General features: G+C 45.2%; 20 protein-coding genes. 8 read left to right on the top strand and 12 right to left on the bottom strand.

The window, feature by feature from the left end:
• Positions 1 to 130: 130 nt before the first annotated feature.
• Complete coding sequence (locus tag ACDJ59_RS00930) at positions 131 to 2,959, top strand: endo-beta-N-acetylglucosaminidase (protein WP_413407318.1); 2,829 nt, start codon at positions 131 to 133, stop codon at positions 2,957 to 2,959.
• Between the two features lie 124 nt (positions 2,960 to 3,083).
• Here ACDJ59_RS00930 and ACDJ59_RS00925 read toward each other — a convergent pair whose 3' ends face one another.
• Positions 3,084 to 4,679 (bottom strand): class I adenylate-forming enzyme family protein, encoded by a 1,596-nt coding sequence (locus tag ACDJ59_RS00925; protein WP_413407317.1) that lies wholly within the window; start codon positions 4,677 to 4,679, stop codon positions 3,084 to 3,086.
• 292 nt (positions 4,680 to 4,971) lie between these two features.
• Here ACDJ59_RS00925 and ACDJ59_RS00920 point away from each other — a divergent pair, with 292 nt between their 5' ends.
• Both ACDJ59_RS00920 and ACDJ59_RS00915 read left to right on the top strand, forming a co-directional pair.
• The gene (locus ACDJ59_RS00920; protein ID WP_413407316.1) at positions 4,972 to 5,457 is read left to right on the top strand and encodes a hypothetical protein; all 486 of its coding nucleotides are present in this window, start codon (positions 4,972 to 4,974) and stop codon (positions 5,455 to 5,457) included.
• A 501-nt stretch (positions 5,458 to 5,958) separates the two neighbouring features.
• Positions 5,959 to 7,605, top strand: a complete 1,647-nt coding sequence (locus ACDJ59_RS00915) for an RNA polymerase sigma factor (protein ID WP_413407315.1) — start codon at positions 5,959 to 5,961, stop codon at positions 7,603 to 7,605.
• Between the two features lie 402 nt (positions 7,606 to 8,007).
• On the opposite strand, the gene ACDJ59_RS00910 is transcribed toward ACDJ59_RS00915, so the two are convergent.
• The 6 genes from ACDJ59_RS00910 to ACDJ59_RS00885 all read right to left on the bottom strand — a co-directional run bounded on the left by ACDJ59_RS00910 (position 8,008) and on the right by ACDJ59_RS00885 (position 13,173).
• Complete coding sequence (locus ACDJ59_RS00910; protein ID WP_091020832.1) at positions 8,008 to 8,547, bottom strand: nucleoside deaminase; 540 nt, start codon at positions 8,545 to 8,547, stop codon at positions 8,008 to 8,010.
• Positions 8,548 to 8,961: 414 nt separating this feature from the next.
• A complete protein-coding gene (locus ACDJ59_RS00905; protein WP_413407313.1) occupies positions 8,962 to 9,627 on the bottom strand; it encodes a Type 1 glutamine amidotransferase-like domain-containing protein in 666 nt (221 codons plus the stop codon).
• Between the two features lie 137 nt (positions 9,628 to 9,764).
• Positions 9,765 to 10,325 carry a GNAT family N-acetyltransferase gene (locus ACDJ59_RS00900; protein WP_413407312.1) on the bottom strand — a complete coding sequence of 187 codons (561 nt, stop codon included), beginning with the start codon at positions 10,323 to 10,325 and terminating at the stop codon, positions 9,765 to 9,767.
• Positions 10,326 to 10,448: 123 nt separating this feature from the next.
• Complete coding sequence (locus ACDJ59_RS00895; RefSeq protein WP_413407311.1) at positions 10,449 to 10,781, bottom strand: hypothetical protein; 333 nt, start codon at positions 10,779 to 10,781, stop codon at positions 10,449 to 10,451.
• Positions 10,782 to 10,961: 180 nt separating this feature from the next.
• Complete coding sequence (locus ACDJ59_RS00890; protein ID WP_036605770.1) at positions 10,962 to 12,497, bottom strand: helicase DnaB; 1,536 nt, start codon at positions 12,495 to 12,497, stop codon at positions 10,962 to 10,964.
• 382 nt (positions 12,498 to 12,879) lie between these two features.
• The gene (locus tag ACDJ59_RS00885) at positions 12,880 to 13,173 is read right to left on the bottom strand and encodes a YuiB family protein (RefSeq protein WP_017692435.1); all 294 of its coding nucleotides are present in this window, start codon (positions 13,171 to 13,173) and stop codon (positions 12,880 to 12,882) included.
• Positions 13,174 to 13,447: 274 nt separating this feature from the next.
• Here ACDJ59_RS00885 and hemQ point away from each other — a divergent pair, with 274 nt between their 5' ends.
• The gene (hemQ, locus tag ACDJ59_RS00880) at positions 13,448 to 14,194 is read left to right on the top strand and encodes a hydrogen peroxide-dependent heme synthase (protein ID WP_149846789.1); all 747 of its coding nucleotides are present in this window, start codon (positions 13,448 to 13,450) and stop codon (positions 14,192 to 14,194) included.
• Between the two features lie 151 nt (positions 14,195 to 14,345).
• On the opposite strand, the gene ACDJ59_RS00875 is transcribed toward hemQ, so the two are convergent.
• Entirely contained in the window at positions 14,346 to 14,600 is a 255-nt protein-coding gene (locus ACDJ59_RS00875) for a hypothetical protein (protein ID WP_413407310.1), read from the bottom strand.
• On the bottom strand, positions 14,597 to 15,790 hold the full coding sequence (locus ACDJ59_RS00870; protein WP_413407309.1) for an NAD(P)/FAD-dependent oxidoreductase: 1,194 nt from the start codon (positions 15,788 to 15,790) through the stop codon (positions 14,597 to 14,599). The genes ACDJ59_RS00875 and ACDJ59_RS00870 overlap by 4 nt, the downstream gene beginning before the upstream one ends.
• 654 nt (positions 15,791 to 16,444) lie before the next feature.
• Here ACDJ59_RS00870 and ACDJ59_RS00865 point away from each other — a divergent pair.
• Together ACDJ59_RS00865 and ACDJ59_RS00860 are read left to right on the top strand one after the other, a co-directional pair.
• Positions 16,445 to 17,419, top strand: a complete 975-nt coding sequence (locus ACDJ59_RS00865) for an NAD(P)/FAD-dependent oxidoreductase (RefSeq protein WP_240768303.1) — start codon at positions 16,445 to 16,447, stop codon at positions 17,417 to 17,419.
• A gap of 76 nt (positions 17,420 to 17,495) precedes the next feature.
• Positions 17,496 to 17,747 carry a hypothetical protein gene (locus ACDJ59_RS00860; RefSeq protein ID WP_076319806.1) on the top strand — a complete coding sequence of 84 codons (252 nt, stop codon included), beginning with the start codon at positions 17,496 to 17,498 and terminating at the stop codon, positions 17,745 to 17,747.
• A gap of 21 nt (positions 17,748 to 17,768) precedes the next feature.
• Here the strand turns inward: ACDJ59_RS00860 and ACDJ59_RS00855 are convergent, their stop codons facing one another.
• Both ACDJ59_RS00855 and ACDJ59_RS00850 read right to left on the bottom strand, forming a co-directional pair.
• Positions 17,769 to 17,912 (bottom strand): sporulation histidine kinase inhibitor Sda, encoded by a 144-nt coding sequence (locus tag ACDJ59_RS00855; RefSeq protein WP_017692430.1) that lies wholly within the window; start codon positions 17,910 to 17,912, stop codon positions 17,769 to 17,771.
• A gap of 354 nt (positions 17,913 to 18,266) precedes the next feature.
• A complete protein-coding gene (locus ACDJ59_RS00850; RefSeq protein WP_076253234.1) occupies positions 18,267 to 18,926 on the bottom strand; it encodes a YheC/YheD family protein in 660 nt (219 codons plus the stop codon).
• A 238-nt stretch (positions 18,927 to 19,164) separates the two neighbouring features.
• On the opposite strand from ACDJ59_RS00850, the gene ACDJ59_RS00845 reads away from it, so the two are divergent.
• Both ACDJ59_RS00845 and ACDJ59_RS00840 read left to right on the top strand, forming a co-directional pair.
• Positions 19,165 to 19,419, top strand: a complete 255-nt coding sequence (locus ACDJ59_RS00845) for a hypothetical protein (RefSeq protein WP_017692428.1) — start codon at positions 19,165 to 19,167, stop codon at positions 19,417 to 19,419.
• Positions 19,420 to 19,445: 26 nt separating this feature from the next.
• Complete coding sequence (locus tag ACDJ59_RS00840; RefSeq protein WP_413407308.1) at positions 19,446 to 20,975, top strand: Ppx/GppA family phosphatase; 1,530 nt, start codon at positions 19,446 to 19,448, stop codon at positions 20,973 to 20,975.
• Here the strand turns inward: ACDJ59_RS00840 and ppk1 are convergent.
• On the bottom strand, positions 20,935 to 23,016 hold the full coding sequence (ppk1, locus tag ACDJ59_RS00835; protein WP_413407307.1) for a polyphosphate kinase 1: 2,082 nt from the start codon (positions 23,014 to 23,016) through the stop codon (positions 20,935 to 20,937). The genes ACDJ59_RS00840 and ppk1 overlap by 41 nt on opposite strands.
• Positions 23,017 to 23,085: the final 69 nt, after the last annotated feature.

Below are 23,085 nucleotides of genomic sequence, written 5' to 3'. Positions count from 1 at the left end.
TCTTTAGTTTATATCTGTGTTTCTTTAATTTCACCCTATTTAAAAACGCTTTCATCCACTATCGTTAACCATAAGTTTAGCTTTGTGTAAAAGAATACCTTACATTCATTCCACTTGAAGGAGGAACAGCATGACACGCAAACTCAAACCAAAAGGCATCATTCCCAAGGTCACTGCCATGGTCCTGACCACGGCTCTGCTTGGACAAGTTGTTGCATCATCCGTTTATGCCGGAGACACGCTCCCCTACACCGGTGAAAGTGCCAAAGGGGTGAATCAGCCCTATCAACATGGATACACCTCAGCCCAGATTCTGAACTGGACACCTGAAAGTGATATTCATGGTGATCTCCTTCGTGCCCATGTTCCCTTGCAGCCCCGTAATGAAGCGTTTGCTGCCACACAGGCTTATCCTGAGCTTAGTCCGGACACCCAGCTATTCACAATGAGTGGCGATTACGGCAATGCATTCTTCGATAGCACACCTTATACCAATGAATTCAGCCAGTATCTGTTTAATTATTGGCAATATACAGACTACTACAGCTATTGGCACGGCATGGCCTCTGCGGGCGTACCTGAGGAGCTGTATGACCCGAGTAAAGAGTGGACGGAGAAATACTTCGAGTTTGGTATTTTGAACATTCCGAATCCGGCCTACACCAATGCAGCCCACAAAAATGGCGTTAAGTCCATTGCTAACATCTTTTTCTCGGACAATGACCGTGGGCCACAAACCTATAAACAAATGCTGATCCAAGATGAAAACGGTAATTTCCCTGTGGCCGAGAAACTGGCCGAGATGGCAGAATACTACAACTACGATGGATATTTCTTCAATCAGGAAGAGGTTGCCCGGGGTGTAGCCCCTGAAGATATCGCATCCTACAAGAAATTCATGAAATATCTAAGAGATAAAGGCCTGTACGTTCAGTGGTATGATTCCACCATCAATACAACAGGCAAGATTCAATACCAGAACCAATTCAATGGGCTCAATAGCCCGTTTGTGCAGGATTCCGTTCTCGGCAGAGTCTCGGATTCCATCTTCCTGAACTATGTATGGAACCACAAGATGCTCCGCGATTCCCGTGATCATGCCCTTAGCCTGGGACTTGATCCACTGGAAACCGTATTTGCTGGTGTCGAAGGTGGACATGACAAATTCGGCCGCTGGAAGCAATCCTATGACCTGCGCCATAATCTGGATGAGAACGGTCACCCCATGAACAGCATCGCGACACTGGGTGCCGACTTCACCCACAACGCCCTGGATGAAGAGATGGGTGATGGCAGCACCAATCATCGTGCGGAAGATGAGTACCAGTGGATGACCTTTGTACGTGATCGTGCGTGGTGGTCTGGTCCAAATCAAGACCCGACAGATGCACGTCGTAATGCGTCTGCCGATCTGTCGGATGTGTATGCTTCCGGCGCAAACTGGGATGGAATCGCTGCGTATCTTACCGAGAGATCCGTCATCAACGGCTCTAACTTTGCGACCAGCTTCAATACGGGCCACGGCCTGAAATATTATGAAGATGGCGCTGTCTCGAACGATAAAGAATGGTCGAATATCAACATTCAGGATATCCCTGTCACTTGGCAATGGTGGATGGATAGTAAAGGTGACAAGCTCAGTGTTGATTTTGACTACGGTCCCTCTTATGAGAAAGGCGTAAGGTACAACTATGACTCCATTGGCGCGTTTAATGGCGGCAGCTCTCTCGTGGTGAACGGTACACTGAACGCGGAGAACTTCCTTCGCCTGTACAAAACCGACCTGTCCGTCAACGGACAATCCAAACTGGAGCTGACGTATAACAAACCGTCCACCAGCGATGCTTCTTCCCTGCATGTTGGGTTAATCTTCGAAGATGATCCATCCAATGTGGTCAACGTAAATGTGCCTAATGCAGGCCAGCATACTACAGGTTGGAAGACAACTTCGCTGGATTTGAGCGCCTATCAAGGCAAAACCATTGCCGCTATGGGATTATCCTTCGACCCGCATGGCATGGAGATTAAGAATTACCAGATGAATATTGGCGAGATCCGCATTTCCGACGGTTCAGCGGCTGTACCGGATGCACCGACCGGATTCCATATTGCCAAAGCACTGACCAACACCGACGAACTGGTTGTTGCATGGGACATGAAGGACTATTCAGAGGTCAAACAATACAATTTATATGAAAATGGTGCCTATGTTGGCGGCGTGTATGATTCCACTTTTTATATCAAATCGCTGAAACAGCCGTCTGGTGAACTGTCCATTCGTGCGGTTGGTGCAGATGGTACCGAAAGTGAAGCAACCGTCCTGCCTTACGATCTGAATGCAGCCGTTCAGAATATGGATGTGAAATTCAAAAAGAATGGCGATGCTATTGTAAGCTGGAAAAAACCGAAAAAGGCAAAAGAATCAGGCAAAGACAAAGACAAAGATCAGAATACGGATAAGGACAAGGATAAAAATAAAGACAAAGGTAAAGGCAATGAGTCTATTCAACTCACACTACAAACCGAATACACAAAAGAACCTTTCACCAAGTCACTTCAGGTTAAAAAAGGAAAACAGTCTGCCGTCTTGACCGGACTTCCGACCAACGGTGAGCATTACGTGCTGAACATCGCCATTGGCGGGCAGAACCCGGTAACTCATACCGGACAGCTCGCAGATCTTCAGATTACACCATACGCCAAGGAAAAGGTCACGGTAAAAGATGGAAAGTACACGTTAGCCCTCCCGGATCTGGAGGACTGGTACAAGATCTATGTATATGAAAATGGGGTGCCACGCGAGTTCGGAGTCACTTACGTATCGCAAAAATTCCCGTATATCATTCGAGGAAGAACAAAGCTGAGTGAACTGACTTTCACGCCATCGTCCAACAACAGCTCTTTGAAACTGGTCATTGAGGATTATGCAGGTAATCAGGCCAGTACGATTTTGAGGTAACACTACAAGGTATTTTCTCGCCCACCTGCATACCAATTGAGATAAAAACGTACAGCCCTTCACTTCCAAAAGGAAGTTGAAGGGCTGTTTTTGTTGATCTAACAATAAATATTCTGCCCAACAGCTATTTAACAGCATTCCCGTTAGCATAGTCCTCGGATGAAATTGAGGATAGATGCTTGCGCAGATGCTTTTTGTCTATTTTATCCACGGCTGTTCTGGGCAAAGTATCCACAATGAACAGTCGAGTCGGCCATTTGTACGGAGCAAGGTGTGGCTCACAAAACGTCCGCACCCGCGTCAGATCCATATTTTCACCGTCCCGTAACACTATGAAAGCGACAAGTTCCTCGCCTTCATCGGGATGAGGATGTCCGATTACGGCCGCCTCGCTTACCGACTCATGGCTCACAATAACATGCTCCACTTCGGCACAAAACACATTGGAACCGCCCACAATAACCATATCCTTCAAGCGATCAAACACATAAAGGTAACCTTCGACATCCAGACAACCGACATCGCCAGTTCGAATCCAGCCATCGGGCATGGTCTCGGCAGTAGCCTCCAACTGGCGCCAATACCCCAGCATGGTCTGTGCACCTCGAACAACGATTTCTCCAGCCTCGCCCGTAACTGTCTCACTTCCGTCCGTATCTAATATCCGAACTTCGAAGCCCTGCTCACCTTGGGCAGCCAAGTCAGCAGGACGACCTACGGATCGAAGGCGATGAGGATCGCCCATATGCTGAGCAGGAAAAAGGCGGCTTATGGACATTCCACATTCCGCTTGTGAGTAGTTGTTGACAATTAAAGCTTCAGGAAATTGCGATACGACCTCCTGTAGTGTATCCGGGGAAATGATGGACCCTCCGCAGCCAATAAGCGATAGACTCTTCAAGTTTCTACCTCCTACGGATGCCTCGCGGGTAAGATCACGTAGCAGTTGGCCTACTGTGCTGAGTTGTGTAATCTGATCACGTTCAACAGCTTCCATAATACGGTGTACATCCGTTGGGTATTCGTCTAGAAATACAAGACAGCCTCCGGCAGCCATGGTCGCCCACAATTGGAATTGACCCACCAGATGGGATAGGTTGAGCACTAACACACGACGCTTGAAATCATGACCGAAGCCTGCAGAAGGCGTAAGTTGATTCCAAGCAGCCATACCACGATGCGAATGCATGACCCCTTTTGGCCGACCAGTTGTCCCACCCGTATAAATCAGGACTGCCGTATCGTCTACATTTCGTTTGAAATGGTCTTTTGGAGAGAACGCAGGTTCCTGCTGTAAAAGAGCAGCGAGCGAACTGCTAATCGTCCCTTCTTCGTCTGTCGTGAACAGTTTTGGACAATACCCAAGAAGCTTTACCGTGGCAATAGCTGCTTTAGCATGTTGGTTATCATGAATAACCATATGTGGTTCTGCATCCTGGAATATGGCAGCGAGTTCAGGTACTGTAAGCATAGGAGAAGGAACGAGTGGTATAGCACCGATCCCAACTGCTGCATAAAACGCAACAACGAGTTGGGGATCTGGATCACCTAAAAGAGCAAACCGATCGCCCGCCCGGAGACCTTCATCATACAGGCCATGGCTGAGTCTTTCAACTAGACCGTAAAGCTCCCCATAACTCATCGTTTGCCCATAGCGCATTAACGCTGGTTCCTCAGGGTACATACTTGCTGCAATTGGTAATCGTTCGGATAGAAGCAAGCAATTACCCCCAACATTTAAATTTCCATTTCTCCGTTAAGAAAACTATGGAATAAAAAGAGAGTAGCATATATCTGGAATAATAAGTAATCATTATCCTCTATTAAACTCATAAATCCTGCTGATATTACAGTTCTGCCCACAGACGATCCTTGCCATTTACCTACTTGCTAGCTTAATTAGGCAAATCAAATTGGGCTGCTTTCTAAACTGAAATACAACTTTTCTGTTTATCATTACGTTTATTTAGGTAACGAGTACCATGGAGGTGATTATCATAAAAGTAAATAAAATGTATTTTATTTTCAGTATTGTAGCGTTATTTTTACTATCAGCTTGCGCAGGTGGTGTTACTGGCTCTAGTCAGCAGAATGAACTAGGTGAACCTTATCGTATGGCGTTGGAGGAGTTAATTTCAACAGATACGGCTCTTAATGAAAACATGGAGTATATCTCATTAGATTTTGATAAAGGAATTCCATTAAAGGATTCTGATAAGAAAAGCATTGAGGATTACCTTCACAGCAAATATAACGTAAAAATTTATAACCTAACCTATGAAGAATTGATTGAAGAAGGACTTTCTGAACAGTCTGAAAACACGCTTAAAGGGATTTTACTGAAAATTGAAAAGCAGGAGAAGCAATCAGATAATAACATTGCCATAGAGGTCAGTAAGTATCGTGCCAATGAGGGGTCGCTCTCTGCAAAAATAACATTAACCTATGAGGAAGGTAAATGGAAAGTTGCTACCCATACTCCTACAAGGGAAAGTTAAAGGATATAATTTTTTTCCAGTGAGAGTGCTAGGAAAAGTTTATTATGACAATTATGGAAGTAGCCCTTTAGGGCTTTTTTTGTCCATATTTTCTGGAGTATATCCCCCCCCTAAAGGTACACCAATAAGAATCGTTAGCATTTTTGCAACGATCCCTATTGTCATCCGGTAGTTGTAAACCGCAGTTGATTACGTTAGCTCGTGCTCCTAGTTTGTAGCCTCCCATAGTTGAACGGAAAAAAGTATGTTTATATACTAAAAGTGAGACCTTTAAATCTAAAGTAATCTTCAACTTGTTTAATTCTTTTCCAATATACTTAACAAAAAGTTCATAACGTCTTTTTAACCATACAAATGATCTATTCATGATGTTTGTAATTATACATGTATGAGTGATCCGGTAGGACGTCCAATTTTTTAAAAAAAATAATCCCAACCTTTATTTCGCCTGGCACACTATATAATTGTCAGGAATTACAGATGCAACTATGGAGGCAAAAGATGGATTCAATTGGTAAAAACGGAAAAGAAGCCGCGGAAGCGATTCGGAGCTATGTCAAACCGATTTTCGGTTTTGCGTTAAACCGGGTCAAGCACCGGGCCGAAGCGGAGGATCTGGCTCAGGAGATTATGCTGCAGTTGTTGAAATCCTTCTCTGGGGTGCGGGACATTAGAAGCCTTGACGCTTACGTCTGGACGGTTGCTCGATACACTTGGGTGAATTGGTTGAAAAAGCGTGCACACGCTCCCCAAGCGATCGAAATCAACGGCATGTCCGAACTATCGGCCGCCCCTTCTCGGGAGCCGCTTGACCGGTTGCTGGTAACCGAAGCTTACCGCGAGCTGCGCCGAGAAGTCGCGTTTCTGTCCGACATCCATCGCCGGATCGTGGTCATGCATTACTACGACGAGCTTAAAATCGGCGATATCGCGATTGCTCTGAACATTCCTGTCAACACGGTGAAGTGGCATTTGAGCGAGGCCAAAAAGAAGTTACGGAAAGGGATGAAACGTATGCGTGCAACAGGAACTTTAAGTGTCAATCCGGTCAGCATGGGGGAAATGGGCCATTCCGGTTCGGCCGGCAGCCTGGGCGAAACCAACGATTTTCTTGGACGCGCCTTGGCGCAAAATATCGTTTACGCGGCTTATCATAAGGCGCGTACCGTACATCAAATCGCGGAGGAGCTCGGAATGCCGCCGTCTTTGCTGGAAGGCGAAGTCCGGCACCTGGCCGATTACAATTTTCTCATCCAAACCTCTCCCGGCAAATATCAAAGCAATACCATCGTCTGGGACCTCTTCGAGTTGGCCGTAGCCGGTCATCAATTTTGGCAAGATTGTGCTGCCGAAGTGGCCGATGTTCATTTTGACGCGTTAATGGAAGTTCGCCGTCAAGTCGTGGATAGCGGAGTGTACGTTCCGGAAGGCGACTATAACTTCCTGCTCTGGACCTTGCTGCCCAAGAACATCGAGGAGCAATCTTGGCGGAGCATGCCGGCTGGCGAAAACTTCGATGCGATCGCACCAATGCGAAAGGATGGAGGTCAATATATTGCCTATGCGGCGTTAAATCGGAGCCACTATGCCGATCCGGGTTTTGATATGAGTAGTTACGTCACCTTCGGTCCGTCGCTCCGCTACGTCGAAGACACTCCCTTATACTTGTGGCAATTCAATACGTACTGGAGCGACCGCCAGATGGATTGGCGTTTCCTGGAATATCGGAATGTCGAGATTTGTCATGCGTTCCAACAAGGAGAACTGCCCGACAACGAAGAGAACAGCGAGCAATATTCGTTCCTGCTGGAGAAGGGGTACATCCGCAAGACGGAGGAGGGGTACAAGTTCAATGCGGTTTGGATGGACTCTCCGCAAACGTTGGATCGGTTGAACAAGGCAATGCCGGATTTGTCCGCTGTGTATGCGCCTGCTGTCGGCAAGCTCTACGATAAAATGCTCAACCTGTTCCTGCAAAATCAGCCGAAGCATTTGGAGCCGCAGCTTGCTTACATGGTGAGAGGCAACACCGGAGGAGGTCGGCTGGTCGCTTATATTTTGAAGCATTTGATCGATAACGGGAAGTTAAAACCGCCGTTGCCGCACCAGCAGAAGACGATTTCAACCTGGATGGGGCCGGTCAAATAAGTGGGTTCGGAAATGTATACGAAGAATAGTCGTTCCCGGGCGGTGGCCATTTTTACACAAAACTCTGTCTGTCCAACGAAGTGATCAGGACATCGCTATTTCACACGGCCCCCTCCTAAACGTATGGAAATGATTAAAAACTACCCATGACCATGTGCGTCATGGGTAGTTTTTTAATCGCAATCGTATCTGCCAGACTTCTCCTTTACCTTACGATTTTTATCTCTCTTGTCCGCAACCAACCGTGAGAGGCCAGATGCTCCACATACTCAGCAGATCTATTCAGCAAAACTGCCCGTTAGTTGAGTAAAAGCAGCCAATCACAATGATCAGCTGCTTTCTTGTTGTTATTGAGCTAACGTTTCCCGTTAGCTTAATACATCAGGCGCAAAGTTTCATTTATTATTGAACAATTTCATTTACTAATTCATCATTCCAATGATTATCGGTATACCCACGGCTGTTGTTCCATTCTGCTAACATTTTTCTTTGTCTCAATTCTAAATCTCTGTAAGGGGCTGCAACAAACTCGATGTCGTGGAACAAATCATTATAAATAGGTAATTCGCTATTTAATTCCTTGAATTTTTTAAATGCACCTATATCCTTATCATTTGCAGCCCAAACCACTTTTTTAATCAAAGACAATACGATTGTACCTGTGCACATGGGACAAGGCTCACAGGTAGTATATAAGGTAAGTTCGTTCTTAGGAATAAATTTCTTGCTCTCAAGATGAAGTATCACATTTCCAGCTTTTCTTATAGCGTCCACTTCGGCGTGAGCTGTAGAATCACAGCTTGAAAAAACTCTGTTCCTACCTCGGCTTACAACTGAACCATCTGCATCAACAATAATTGCACCGATAGGAAAAGTACCCTCATCTCTAGCCTTTTCTGCTTCTTCAAAAGCTAACAGAAGGTTTTGGTAATGCTTGTCCATCTTATACACATCCCATCTCAGTAATTCCCAATAATAATATATTCCAAAAATATACTGCTACTCCTTCTCCCATAATGCTAATTTTTTCTTGTATGGCTAAGCTATCATGCCCGTTAGCTTAATAAGGAGCTCATCATCCTAATATAATTTTCGTGTTCTTTACTTTCTGTAAAGGTATACCAATAAGGATCGTTAGCATTTTTGCAACGATCCTTATTGTCAGTCCGCTAGTTGAAATAAGCAACTGATCACTTTGATACCCTGCCGACTATAGGTCCTAGGAATATTAAGATTGCATCTGTTTACAAACAGTATTCCAATCATAGAAAGGAGACCTGAGATGATTTGCCTGTTAGCCTTGATTTTATACATCAAAAGGAATTACTTATGTAAGGTCACAGCCACTCACCCTAATTAGAGCGTCTCAACCAACTTCTGAATCTTTGAGTGGGAAATTAAATATACAGGTCCCATTATTTCTATTTTGCCGTCCTTTACACGTATAGCGCTCTCCTGTTCTGCCGCATAAATATCAATCTCTTCAGACAAAGGGAACAGGTAGCCTTGAACAAACGTGGCGTAATCGCGTTGAGAATGAGATTCGTAGGCAAAATGATCAAAGCCAATACCATCATAAATAGTACTTGTTTCAACTTCATCAGTGTTATTCAAGCTTAACCATTTTGCAGCCATGTTTAACGCACCGGCGCTGGCACCCATTATAATGGCATTGCTATTCTTAATAACATCCGATAATTCATATTCCGCCAAAAAATCGTTCTGCAGAACAGGATATCCACCACATAAAAAAATGACAGAAGCGTTCTGAATGAATCGCTGAGCATCTTCTTTCTGCATACGGAAATCAATGAAATGATATTCATCAAAAATAATATTAGCCTGATTCAACCATCTCCATTCAGAAACATCATCAAAGTTAACTTGCTCATCTTTATAACCAGACGGATCAGCACTAATCATAACAAGCGATTTTCTGTTTTCGATATCCTCCTGCAAACAATGGACCAGCTTCTCAGGAAAAAAATGATTAAACCAACTGAAATAGTAGTGAGTTTTCAAACTTAATTACCTCCATATGTATTATTTACATTCATCCATTCTTAATGAAAACATATTATACATGCTAGAAAGATGAACGATTGCTCAGCCACGTTAACCTGCTCGTTGGCTTAACAAATCGCATCAGTTAAAGATGCTTACTTTACTAATGCATATATGTTCGTGTCTCTTAATTCACTTCCATCAACAGACAGGTCTTCATTCCTAATAACACCTTCCAGGTCAAACCTCAATCTTTCGGGAATCATCTTGCTTTTAGTGTTTTTAGTATCACAACGTATTTCAATTCGATTTGCATTCAAATGATTAAAAGCAAAATCAGTGATACCTTGTACAGCTTCAGTCATATAACCTTTCCCACTATACCTAGTATCAATCCAATACCCAATTTCAAACTTTCGAACTTCCCAATCAATGCTGTGTAAGCTAGCAGAGGCTATTAATTGCCCGGTATCCTTCAAAAATACAAGTAGCCTTAGGTTTTCTCTACTTAGGAATTTAATATGTGCTTCTCTTATCCCAAGTTCTGAATTATACTCCGTATGCTTATCCTGAGCCCATTTCATCCAAGGCTTCAACTCATCAACGGAAGCAATTACAGCTTCACATACTACCTTTCCATCACCTGGTTTAGGCATTCTAATCAGTAGACGCTCTGTAAAAAACTCATCTGGAAAATCAATCATGATAGGATTCATAGACAACCTCTTTTATATGCACTATACAAAATAACCCAATTTATTGATAGTACATTTATTATAACTATAACCACGTTAAAAAAAGCCCGGTTCTTCCCCCGGGCAACATACATTTTTGTATGGTTACTTACTTATAAACTCTACCATCATCTGATGCAATTCCTTCTCGGAACATTGAAAGATACCATTAAAATCCTGAGGGTCACGGATCAATTTGTTTAAATGGTCTATTCCATATTGTTGAACAACAAACTCCACAAATAGGAACGAAAACTGAAAATCCTTCATCGTTTCGAAATCCCAGGTATCATTATCTAATTGTTCGAACGTTGGGATCTCTAAATTGTGAATAGCCTCTTCTGTTGTACCTTCAATAAAGTCCTGAGTCATCAGCTTGGCTTCATAACCACCAATTCCTTGCCTTAATCCATTTCGGAGCCTTCGGATTGATTTCACTTATTAGCCACATGGTGAACAAGTGAACCGTACCTTTAAGAATCGACTGATAGGTATGCTCCGGTCCTGGATTTAAAAATTGGATTAAACGTAAAATACGTTTCTTCAGTTCAACTTATATAGCAAAAAGGCGAGTCTCCATTAATCGGGGGACTCGCCTTTTTGCTATATAATAAATATTTAAGAAGTTCCTTTTTGCTTACTCGCCTGCATCTGCTGGGCAAATCGCATCATCTCTTCGAACTCTTCCTCAGATACGGCATCCCCATCGGTGCTTATGTCTTGTACAATCGGAATTTCGGGCTTGGCTTTGGTTCCTTTGCCGTATGTACGGGTACGGGTTCCAGCTGCACCAGCAGCCTGTTTGCCTTTGACCTTGGCCTGATCACGAATATATTGAACGGCTTTCTCGTAGGAGTTCACCTGCTTGAGCAACATGTTGGAGGCGATCGCCTCAACGAAGTTACGGTTAATCCGCTGCTCGCCGCCGGATACAAGCAATGCCATCAAATAATGAATCAATACATTGATAACTTCACCCGGCAACTTGTAACTCAGATCAATTTTCTCAAATATATCGATCAGATTGTCCGGTACTGCACCTGGGAAGAACGTCTGCAGCAGACGCGTATACGGCTCATTCCGCAACATCATATTGTATTGATGAATATCACACTTGGTCATAAATTGCGGAGGTACTTCGACGTAATATTCCATCTGCACTCCATGCTCAACAGGTGGTTCACCGGAGTCTTCTTTCCGTTCAGGCTCCTCCATATGCTGTCTCAGTGCCACGACCTTGGCTGCCTGTACAGTCTGTTGCTCATGGCGCTTCTTCGTCTGCCTGAACTGCATGCTCGCCTTATGCTGAAGATCATCCAGAATCAGCTGGCCCTGTGGACTGAAGATATCATCTTCATCCAGCAGACGGCATACATCCTGCACACTGAGGTTAAACTTGTTTACTACATAATTTACAATGCCCAGTTGTTCGTGATCGAACCGCAGCTGTTCTACATGACGGCGATTGACGGACTCCCGTGGGAAACGCAAAATAATGTCGGCATAGTTCAAACTATTTTCTTCCGCTGCATCATTCGTGCCTGTCCGCTGGGCCGTAGTTGATACTTCCGACAAAGCCTGCTCCAACTCGTAATCAATTACGTGGGTATTCAATTCAAATATATCGTAAAAGGGAACGGAAATATTCTCTTTATTGGCTGCCGGATAAGGTGCGTCCCCATTTTCCACTGCCGAGAAACCGGAACGCAGGGAAAGGACTGCGAATTTACCAATCTTGTCACGAAGCAGCAGTGTCAAATGCTGTGTCCGGAAAAACTCTGCCGGAGAGAGCGGCGGTTGCAGCTCATATTCGTAGATGTAATCATCATTTTCCGGTATATATAGCCGTGAAGTCTGAAGTAGCCCCACTGCCTCAAGCTTGGATGTCTGCTCTAACAAATATTTGCGCCCTTTCTCACTTGGCTCCAAGCCAAGTGTCATGAACAGCCTCCGTTGCTGTTCAAGCGGCGAATAACCGACCTGTTCACCGGGAAGATGCTGAAACAACAGCCGATACAAGCCAACCGCAAAAGCACCTACCATGGGCTGATATGCTCCTGTAAGCATACGGTCATCCAGGGCGCTAAGTCCAAACTCCCTGTATACGCAGTAGCGATGATGTTCAGTATAATGGTGCAGATTCTTCATGCGCATAGCCTGATCTCCTTCTCCCCAAAAGTATGTTTATCTATTCTATCATAAATGTCTGATCCTCAAATGCTCAAAAACAGGTAAAAAGATGGCCTGTCCTCGCTCCGTTTCGTCCTAGGTCGACATCATTCACGTTTTCGCCGAATTCAGCAAATTTCTAAAATAAAATGTCGAGAGCCGCTAGAATACTATAAAAGCTGTAGCCGCAGAATACAAGGGAATATCTGAAGAGAATGTTCTCCAGATGTATATGAAGTACAAGTGTGCAATAATCCTTCTAATATAAATGAATAGCAAAAAAGCCTTCCCTTTGTACTCGTAAGCGTTTACGACAAAGACAAGACTTTCACGCGATTACAGTGGCATGTGTTACCTCTTTCCAACTCTAAAACATTCTGTACCCACCCAAACGCAACTTCTGGATCGTCCAGCCACTGATTACCGCACCAGCCAGTCCAGCGATGCCCGTCATATAGTCTACAAGCTGGAAAGAACCCAGATGTGACATCAGAGATGACGAATGATCCCATAGAGAGTACACGACGACAGGCAAAATCACAATGATGAACAAATAGGAAGGAAACCAGGTAGTCTTCATCAGCATGTTCAGAATGAAACCGATACCAAACATCATAACGAAAAATAATACCATCAATACCAACACAGGTATAAATTGCATCGGGCGACATTCACCTCTTCTTTCACACATTCAGGTTTCACTTCTGGATAGTAGTTAGTGTACCGCAAAAAATGTGGCGAAGCAACGAACTTTCTGGACAAATTTCCCTATATTTATACTCTGTTCATTTGCCCTTCTGCTTCATGTTGGGATACAATGTAAACGATAAAGCACTCACCCGTCCCTTATAGTGCGTGTTCAAAATCAAAAGCAGACTTTTTGAACAACCTCTTATAGGGATTTGGAAATATACCTTGCAGGAGGAACAAAACCAATGAACGAAGCCGCATCAACACTGGAGGGCTGGTATGCCCTGCATGATTTTCGCTCGATTAACTGGGCCGCCTGGAAAGCAGCAGATGATGAGGAACGTGCTGTAGCGCTGGACGAGCTGGAGGAATTCTGGAAGGAATGGAAAGAAGTCGAGAATTCATCCCAGGGAAGCACGGTCGTTTATACCGTAGTGGGACAAAAGGCTGACCTTTGCATGATGCACCTGCGTGAAACGCTGGAAGATCTGAAGGCTGTTGAGAACGCGTTTAACAAAACGATGTTTGCCCAATACACAACCAAATCGTATTCCTACGTCAGTGTAGTGGAACTGAGCAACTATCTTGGCAAAGAAGGCGAAGACCCGATGCAGAATCCGGAAATTATCGCCCGTCTGAAACCTGTTCTGCCACAACGACAATACATCTGCTTCTATCCGATGAACAAAAAACGTGAGCTGAATGACAACTGGTACATGCTGTCCATGGATGAGCGTCGTACCATGATGCGCAGTCACGGCATGATTGGTCGCAGCTATGCGGGTAAAGTGAAACAGATCATTACCGGCTCTGTCGGTTTCGACGATTGGGAATGGGGCGTTACGCTATTTGCGGATGACGCACTTCAGTTCAAAAAACTCGTCTATGAGATGCGTTTCGATGAAGTTAGCGCCCGTTATGGCGAATTCGGTTCGTTCTATGTGGGAAGTCTGTTGAACGAAGAAACACTGGAAGACATGCTTAAGCTGTAAAAATAGCACAAAGCACAATAAAGCACCGCGACATCTCCTGTAAAGGATACTGTCTGCGGTGCTTTTTCTCATTCATGTACGTGTGGACAACCAAGTCGGATGATAATCCATTTGCAGTTGTTCACTCTATTTTATAAGTCTCTGTTAATTCTTATTCCTCGTCCTCATCATCAACCGCTTTTAGCGATTCGAGGAACTCGGCTGTGGCCCGGTCACGGTCACGCCCCTTCTCTTTAAGCCGCTCAATCGCAGGCATAATGAGAATATCTACTTCTTTCTGCACGATGTAGGCCAGATCATACTGATCCTGTTCCTCCAGATAACCACCGACCTGCATCAGGGCGTTGTAACGATCCAGCTCTTCACGTGTTAATAGTCCCCTGACCTGAACACTGCAATGTCTCATCCAAAAAACCGCCCTTTCTTCAGGACTAACGGAATACCACCAATGATGAACAGATAACGCAGATCAACCAGCTTCTTCAACTGAGCCGCTTTCCAGCCCTTGTATTTCTTGCCGCCTACAACGGCAATAGCTTCACCTTTACCCAATGAGGCAACCGTGCCTTTGCTCGTAAATACAAAAGGTTGTGGCTGTTTCTTGCGAATGGATGCCACGACGTTCTTGGCGCAGTTCACACCCTGCTGCATCGCAATCTGGGCTGTTGGTGGATAAGGCCGTCCTTCCGCGTTAAAGACAAGTGAATTGTCACCAATGACATAGACATGCTCATGTCCAGGGGCACGCAGATACTCATCTACCTTCACCCGTCCCCGCATGACTTCAAGACCTGCCTGTTCAAGCAGTGAGTTACCGCGAATACCTCCGGTCCATACGACTGTAGCTGCATCGAGTTTTTCACCCTCACCCACAATAACCCCGTCCGGGAGACATTGCTTAATTGGAACACCAATTTTGAAGGTAACGCCTTTCTTCTTCAACACATTCATTGCATGCTCTACCAGTTCTGGATCAAATCCAGGCAAAGCCGAAGGTGCTGCCTCTACATTGTAGATATGCACGTCTTTCGGATTCACGTCGAACTCCTTGCACAGCTGTGGAATACGATCTGCAAGTTCAGCTACGAATTCAACACCACTGAAACCCGCTCCACCTACGACAAACCGAATACGATTTCGTTTGTTATCGTTCTTGTACATCGCAAATTGATATTCGATGTGTTCTCGAATCAGTCTGACCGAGTTAATGCTGCGGATTGTCATGGCGTGATCGAGCATCCCCGGAATCCCGAAGGTCTCAGGCTCACCGCCTAGTCCAATAATCAGATAATCATACGATAACGTGCCGTCCTCCAGAATAATCTTCCGATCCTGCAGACGAATCTCCTTCACGGAAGACTTGACCAGATCAATCTTGAACTCATCAATCAGCTTGGAAATGGGCACTCTTGCATGCTCAATGGTATCCGTGCCGGCTGCCGGCATATGTAGATGTGTAGTAATATAATGATAATCATGCCGATTCACCAGTGTGACGTCGGCCTCGTTATAGTTCAATTCCTTCTGCAGCCGCTGGGCTGTCAGAATCCCGCCATAGCCCGCGCCGAGGATGACGATTTTGGGAATACTGCTCATGTCTATACCCCTTCCGGTTTCACTTGCATCAACCCGATCTTGGGTGAGATGCAAAATGCACATACTTACAAATATTGATGAGGTCTTGCCCATTATGACGACAAATGTTAACTTCGCGAATTTATTTAAACGTTTGCATCAATTTCATAACTCACTAAAAATGGATTTTATGAAACTAGATATCGACGTATCGAACCGTTTTGATCTATATCTAGACTTGATTGAAGCAACTAAAGGGTTTATGAAATTGATACGTTTGCACGCAAGTTATCGTTTCAAGTTGTGAAATTAACCACAAGATTCTACAAAACACGGGATCTGTCTTCATATTACATATTGACTCTAAATTAGACAAAAAAACACATAGTACAGGTCAAGGATATCTGTATTTCTAGTAAAGATCAAGGTTTTTTTTGTTATTTTTCATAACCTTTCATTTCCAATTTCATCCTATTCTCATCTGATCTTCATCAATTGTTCCCAGTTTCGTGACGCCGCTAACTTTGCAACCCTGAATACACCGTTTATAATAGGAAAGACAGTTCAGCACCAATGCCGGTTACGATACGTAGCCTGCACATTCTTCCTGTTAACTACCTATTAAAATATGAAAGGTGTTGTTGATTCTTGACTGCACAGAATTCCAGTCATGATATGACTGATTTACTTATTATCGGTGGAGGCCCTGCGGGTCTGTTCGCCGCATTTTACGGTGGGATGCGTCAGGCATCCGTTACACTGGTTGAAAGTATGCCACAGCTTGGCGGACAGCTTGCCGCTCTTTACCCGGAGAAATACATCTATGATGTAGCCGGATTCCCGAAAGTAACGGCTCAGGAACTGGTGAATAACCTGGTTGAGCAAATGAGTCATTTTAACCCGAACATCCGCCTTGAAGAAAAGGTTGTATCGGTGGAGAAAAAGGATGAACAACATTTCATCGTGAAGACGGATGAGAATGAATATCATGCCAAAGCCGTCATTATTACAGCTGGTGTAGGTGCATTCGAACCACGGCGCCTGGAGCTTGAAGGTGCTGCCAAGTTCGAGAAGAGCAACCTGCACTACTTCATCAGTGATCTGAATGCCTTCGCTGGCAAAAAAGTACTGATCAGTGGTGGCGGTGACTCCGCGGTAGACTGGGCACTCATGCTGGAGCCTATCGCTGAGCAAGTGACGCTGATCCATCGCCGGGACAAGTTCCGTGCGCATGAGCACAGTGTCGAAAACCTGATGAATTCCAAGGTGAATGTCGTTACACCGACCGAAATCACGGAACTTCATGGGGATGACACCATTACCAAGGTAACCCTTTCCCATGTAAAAACCAAAGAAACTCAGGAAATTGAAGTAGATGACGTGATCGTTAACTTCGGATTTGTCTCTTCTCTCGGACCGATTGCCGAGTGGGGTATCGAAATTGACAGTAACTCCATCGTTGTTGATTCCCGCATGGAAACATCTATTCCAGGAATCTTTGCTGCCGGAGATATCACAACATATCCGGGTAAACTGAAGCTGATCGCTGTCGGATTCGGCGAAGCTCCAACAGCCGTCAACAATGCCAAGGTGTACTTCGATCCGGATGCCAAATTGTCCCCAGGACACAGCAGTAACATGAAACGCTAGTTTTGCTAAAATAACATATATTGATACAAAAAAGGGTATCTTACTCCTGAGTGAATCCATATCAGGAGGGATACCCTTGTCTTATATATGCCCGCTGTGTAACGGTCTGGTTGTACCGGAGCAGGCTTGCCCCCACTGCCTTCAGGGACTGTTAGAATGCGGCAAATTGGATGATTACACCGGACCATACAGCCCCTACGTATTCCAAACTTCCTCTGACACGGCAGACGAAGTCGAAAACGTTTGCAATCATGTGATGTACTGTCACCATTGTCAGACGAGCACGCCATGGCCAGTCTCACTATGGGACTTGTCCGGAAACCTGTAACATTGCCTGCAATGAGGATCTCTAGTGAAGAATGGCAGATACGTCGGTACCCAGTTTGCGCTTATGGATTTCTGCCAACAGCAGTGCGATGAAATCTCGTTCGAGATTCAACTCAATCGCTTTATGGTAGGAATCCAACAACATCTCATCGGATAACATAGCCATTTCCCGCCACAACCTTTCCTTTTTTTTCCTCAAAACTATCATATCAGAGATTCATATAGAGAACAAGCGTTCTTGTTATCCACAACGATATGTGGAAATCCTGTGCATAGTTTGTTGATAAATGGAAAAAATGTAGAGTAATCAACGTGTATAGTGTGGACAATACTTATGCACAGGAAGTTTTTACTACTGTCAGAACGTTTATCAGCGTATTTTTTTGGAATAAATTCATAGTTTCAAGACTTGTTGCGAGTAAATTACCCGGTAATGTAAAATTTCAAACGGTTTTCATACCGTTTTCTTCTATATAATATCGGTTTTTCTTGAATTTTCTTGAGTTTTCCCATTCATTTTCTATTGGGGTCTGGTATTTACTTCCAGAATCCAGATCTTGCCTGAATAATCCAGTCCATAATCAAATCCAAGCTGACCTACACCAGGGAACTGACTTTCCATAATGTACGTACATGTCAGTGTAAGGGAACGCATCTCCCGGCGTTTGTGCCGACCGGATATATGTGGCAGGGATAAACCAAGAGCTCGCCTTCCTGATAACATGGTGCCACCCTTGCTCAGATTCGTCACACAGAGTCCGGGACGAGCGAGTCGTCCTACTAATGAACGGAATACCCAGCCTCGTTGGGTTTTGACAACTTTGACTCTGTAATCAACAGGTCTCCCTTGAATTGTTGCCAGATGAATGCCTTGCTGGATCAAGTACTTGCGTCTAGCCTTTACACGTACCAGAGAGCGATACATCTGGCTGAAACTGGCGAAAGAACGGGTCGTTTTCATATGGGTGTATCGATAAGCCCCACCGCTGGCCGATACCCGGATAACACCGTAACCTCCACCTCCTACAATAGGTTTGACATACACCATTCCATAACGACTGAGCATTTGCAGCAGATTACCCGAGTTGAATGCCTTGGTCTGTGGGATATGGACAGCAGCTACCGGGTATTTCATCAGAGCCGCTGTCTTCCGCCATTTGCTTGCAAGTTGTCTCGACATGGGTTGATCTCCTTCCTTGAAACAATAGTCCTTCCTTATACATACTCAACAGAAGCCTTGCTTTCTTGGATGTCTGTCCACGGCAAAGGCCCCTTTTCCATGTAACCTGTCCCAGGGGAGATGGCGGAAACGGGAACAAGCGCCCGGTTTGCTTTTCAAACAAGTCAATCTGTCGTATGCTACTAAGGAATGGCTTGGAAGGGCTTAAATATGAGGATCTAAGGAGCGTTCAGAACAAATGGAAGCATTTTTCAAATCACTTTATGGCGTAGCCTATTTTGCAATGTCGATCGTTCTCGTAGCTGTTACGGTACTTCTTTTTGTCACAGGTATTCGACTGTTTATGCAAAAGCGTAATCGCGGCTTTGCCGTGAGTTGTCTTATATTTGCCTGTTTCATCGTCTTTATCATTGTTGTTATGCTAACTACGCCCTTCTCTGCCACACCGCCGGGTTCACCGGAAGCCATGGCTGCCCTTCTTCACTTCGGGTAGTTGAACCTCTGTAGAAGGAGATGCTTATGACACATACTAATGAAACCTTAGGAATTATTGATATCGGCTCGAACTCCATTCGTCTAGTTATCTATGAACTGGACCAGAACGAAGCCTATCGCATCATTCATGAAGACAAATACGCCGCTCGTCTAAGCAGCGTTGTTGAGTCCGATGGAACCATTCTGCGCCATTCTCTGGATAAAGCCATCACCATCTTGAGTCAATTCAAAGCGACCTGTGAAGCGTATCAGACCAAACTGATTCGCGCAGCAGCTACGGCAGCCATTCGTAATGCAAGCAATGTCCTGGAGATTATTGAATGGCTGGAGACAGAGACGGGGCTTACCATTGAATGTGTATCGGGAGATCGGGAAGCCTATTATGGGTTCCTTGGTGTCACTCAATCCATTGATCTGGCAGACGGTTACGTCGTGGATATTGGAGGCGGTAGCACAGAGATCACGGTCTTTCGGAATCGGAAGAGGTTACATAGTATCTCCCTCCCCATTGGTGCAGTGAATTCACATGCCCGTTACGGGGGCGAAGATCAGTGGACCGAGGCAAATGCAAATGCATTGTGCAACGAAGTCATTGAGGCTCTCCGCGGACAGGATTGGATTCGTGAGCATCCTGGTCTGCCACTCATCGGACTTGGCGGCACAATGCGTACACTCGCCAAAGTGGAACAGAAGCGTACCCAGTATTCTTTGCCTGTCAGCCATCATTATGAGATCAGTGAGGAAGCGATGGAGAACATCGCTCGCTCCTTACCACATCTCACCTCGGCACAGCGCAAAAAGGTACCTGGGCTCGCCAAAGATCGCGCAGACATCATTGTGCCCGGCGTACTGATCCTACGAACTGTCTTCCAGTTAATACAGGGAGATCGTTATGTGGTTAGTGGTGCGGGTCTACGAGACGGGTTGTTGCGTGATTACATGGCTGGAGGTCAGCCGGTCGTTCCAGACGCGCTAAAGGACAGTATCCGCAACTTTATCCATTTTGGTCCGCCTATTCCAGAGAAACGTCTGCAACGGATTCATCAGGATATGGTTACCCTTTATACGGCATTACAAGGTACCCCTCCTGATCAAGCAGATGCCCGAATCCTGTATGCAGCCTCTATGCTGCACATGGCAGGTAAGCAGATTAACTATTTCCGTTATACACAGCACTCGGCCTATTGGACCATGAATTCAAGCATCTATGGACTTTCTCATCGGGAGACCATTCTAAGTGCCAGTGCAGCTGATTATCATCCCAAAAAAAGAACGCCCCAGCTGCTGAATAAGCACCAGGACATTCTGAAAAACTCGGATGAGCGGCATGCTCATCGTATTGGCTCTCTGCTGCGCGTAGCGGAAGCCATCAATCGATCCGAGAGCATCGCTGCGATTGAAGCAACAAAAGAAAACGACTCGCTGCAGGTGCAATTCACCTGTACAGCTGAGCCGTTACTGGAACTTGATGGCCTGGAAGAGGCCGTCAAGGATCTGAAGGAAGCCTGGGGAGTTACGTTAACGCACTCCATTCAGCAGGCTTCCAAGGGATAATACCCATGGCCTCCGTCTGACTTCTCAGCGGGGGCTTTTCATTTTCTACAAATACATAATTGCCACCAGGCATAAGCTCTCTGGCTTTGACATTATCCATAAGGGACAGATTAAGAATATCTACCAGCATCTTCTTCAGCTCTGGATCGAATACAGGACACATCAGTTCAATTCTTCGATTCAGGTTACGTGTCATCCAGTCTGCACTGGAGATGTATACATCGGGGTTGCCGCTATTTTCAAAATAAAACAACCGTGAATGCTCCAGAAAGCGATCCACAATGCTAATGACCCGAATATTCTCACTGAGTCCCTCCACACCCGGACGCAGACAGCATACGCCGCGCACGATCAGATCGATCTGTACTCCAGCCTGAGAAGCCTCATACAATTCATCAATCATTTCCTGATGAGATAAGGAGTTGATCTTGGCAATGATTCTGGAAGGTTTGCCTTTCAGCGCGTGCTCCGTTTCTCTCCGAATCAGTGCGAACAACTCATCCTTCATACCATCTGGAGCTACGCGGAACGCCTGTAATGCCTTCGGACCGGAATATCCGGTAATCTCATTGAACAATTCGGATGCATCTTCCCCAATAATCGGATTAGAGGTGAACAGTCCCACGTCCGTATACACTTTGGCAGTACTCTCATTATAATTACCGGTTCCTACATGAACATAACGTCTTAAACCCTGCTGTTCCCTGCGTACGACAAGAATAATTTTGGCATGGGTCTTGAGTCCAACCAGTCCATAAACCACGTGACAACCGGCCTTCTCCAGCTTACGGGCCCAAGCAATGTTGCGCTCTTCATCAAACCGGGCTTTCAGTTCCACCACCACCGTGACCTGCTTACCACTCTCAGCGGCAAGTGCAAGTGCCGGAATAAGGCGTGAATCGCCATTGACCCGATATAATGTCATCTTGATGGCCAGAACTCTTGGATCTTCCGAAGCCTCCAATATAAAATCGGTAACCGGTTCAAACGATTCGTACGGATGGTGCACCAGTACATCGCGTTTGCGTAGCAGCTCAAAATGACTTTCTCTTGGCAGAAACTCAAGTGGGTAGACTGGTTTCACCGGACTATATTTCAGATGTGAGAAACTTTCCAGACTGTCCACGAATCCCGCCAGAAAACTCAGATCAAGTGGTCCATCAATTTCATATACCGGGTCGTGAATATCAAATTCATCCTGCAATTCCAATAAGGCATCCGGACGAAAATCCTTACACACTTCCAGTCGTACAGGAGCCCCGCGGCGTCTGCGCCGCAATTCTTTTTCAATAGCCTCAAGCAGATCTCCCGCTTCTTCTTCATTAATAAACAGATCCGCATTACGGGTCACCCTGAATTCCTGTGCAGCAAGCGAGATATATCCGCTGAAGAGCGTATGGATATGATGTTTGATAAGATCTTCAATCAGTATGAATGTTTTCTTTTTGCTATTCGCCCGAATGGGAGCCTGAACTACCCGCGGCAGATTGGAAGGTACCTGAACAATAGCCATAAACGGCTCGCCCTCTTGCTCCCCTTCCTTCTGTAACATCACGGACAGATAGACAGACTTGTTGTGTACCAGTGGGAACGGACGACTCTGGTCAATCGCCATCGGTGTGAGTACCGGAAAAATAATTTCATGAAAGTACTGGTCCATTGCGCGCTGCTGTGTCACATTAAGATCTGTATATTCCTGAATGTTCACGCCTTTCTTGGCGAGTAGACGAATGAGTTCACGATACGTTTTATACTGTTCGGCGACCATGGTCCCGGTTCGTTTGATCAATCTGCGGTACAATCCCGAAGGCGTGTATCCTGTAAAATCTTTTTGCGTGAATCCGGCCTTGATCTTCTCTTTTGTCTCCGCCACCCTTACACTGACGAACTCGTCCAGATTACTAGCGACAATGCCGAGAAATCTCATGCGTTCCAGCAGAGGCGTTGTTGGATCCTGGGCCTCCTGAAGTACGCGCCGATTAAATTCAACCCAACTCAAATCACGATTAACGTAGTTGCCTGTTTTGACGTCTCTATGCATGTATGGCCTCCGAATGTGTTGCATATCTATTCTTGGTTAGAAGTTCTCCTATAATTGTACTATTCGTAA

Source organism: Paenibacillus amylolyticus (genome assembly GCF_047302515.1).
Classification (GTDB): domain Bacteria; phylum Bacillota; class Bacilli; order Paenibacillales; family Paenibacillaceae; genus Paenibacillus; species Paenibacillus amylolyticus_G.
This window is presented reverse-complemented; position numbering and strand designations above follow the sequence as displayed.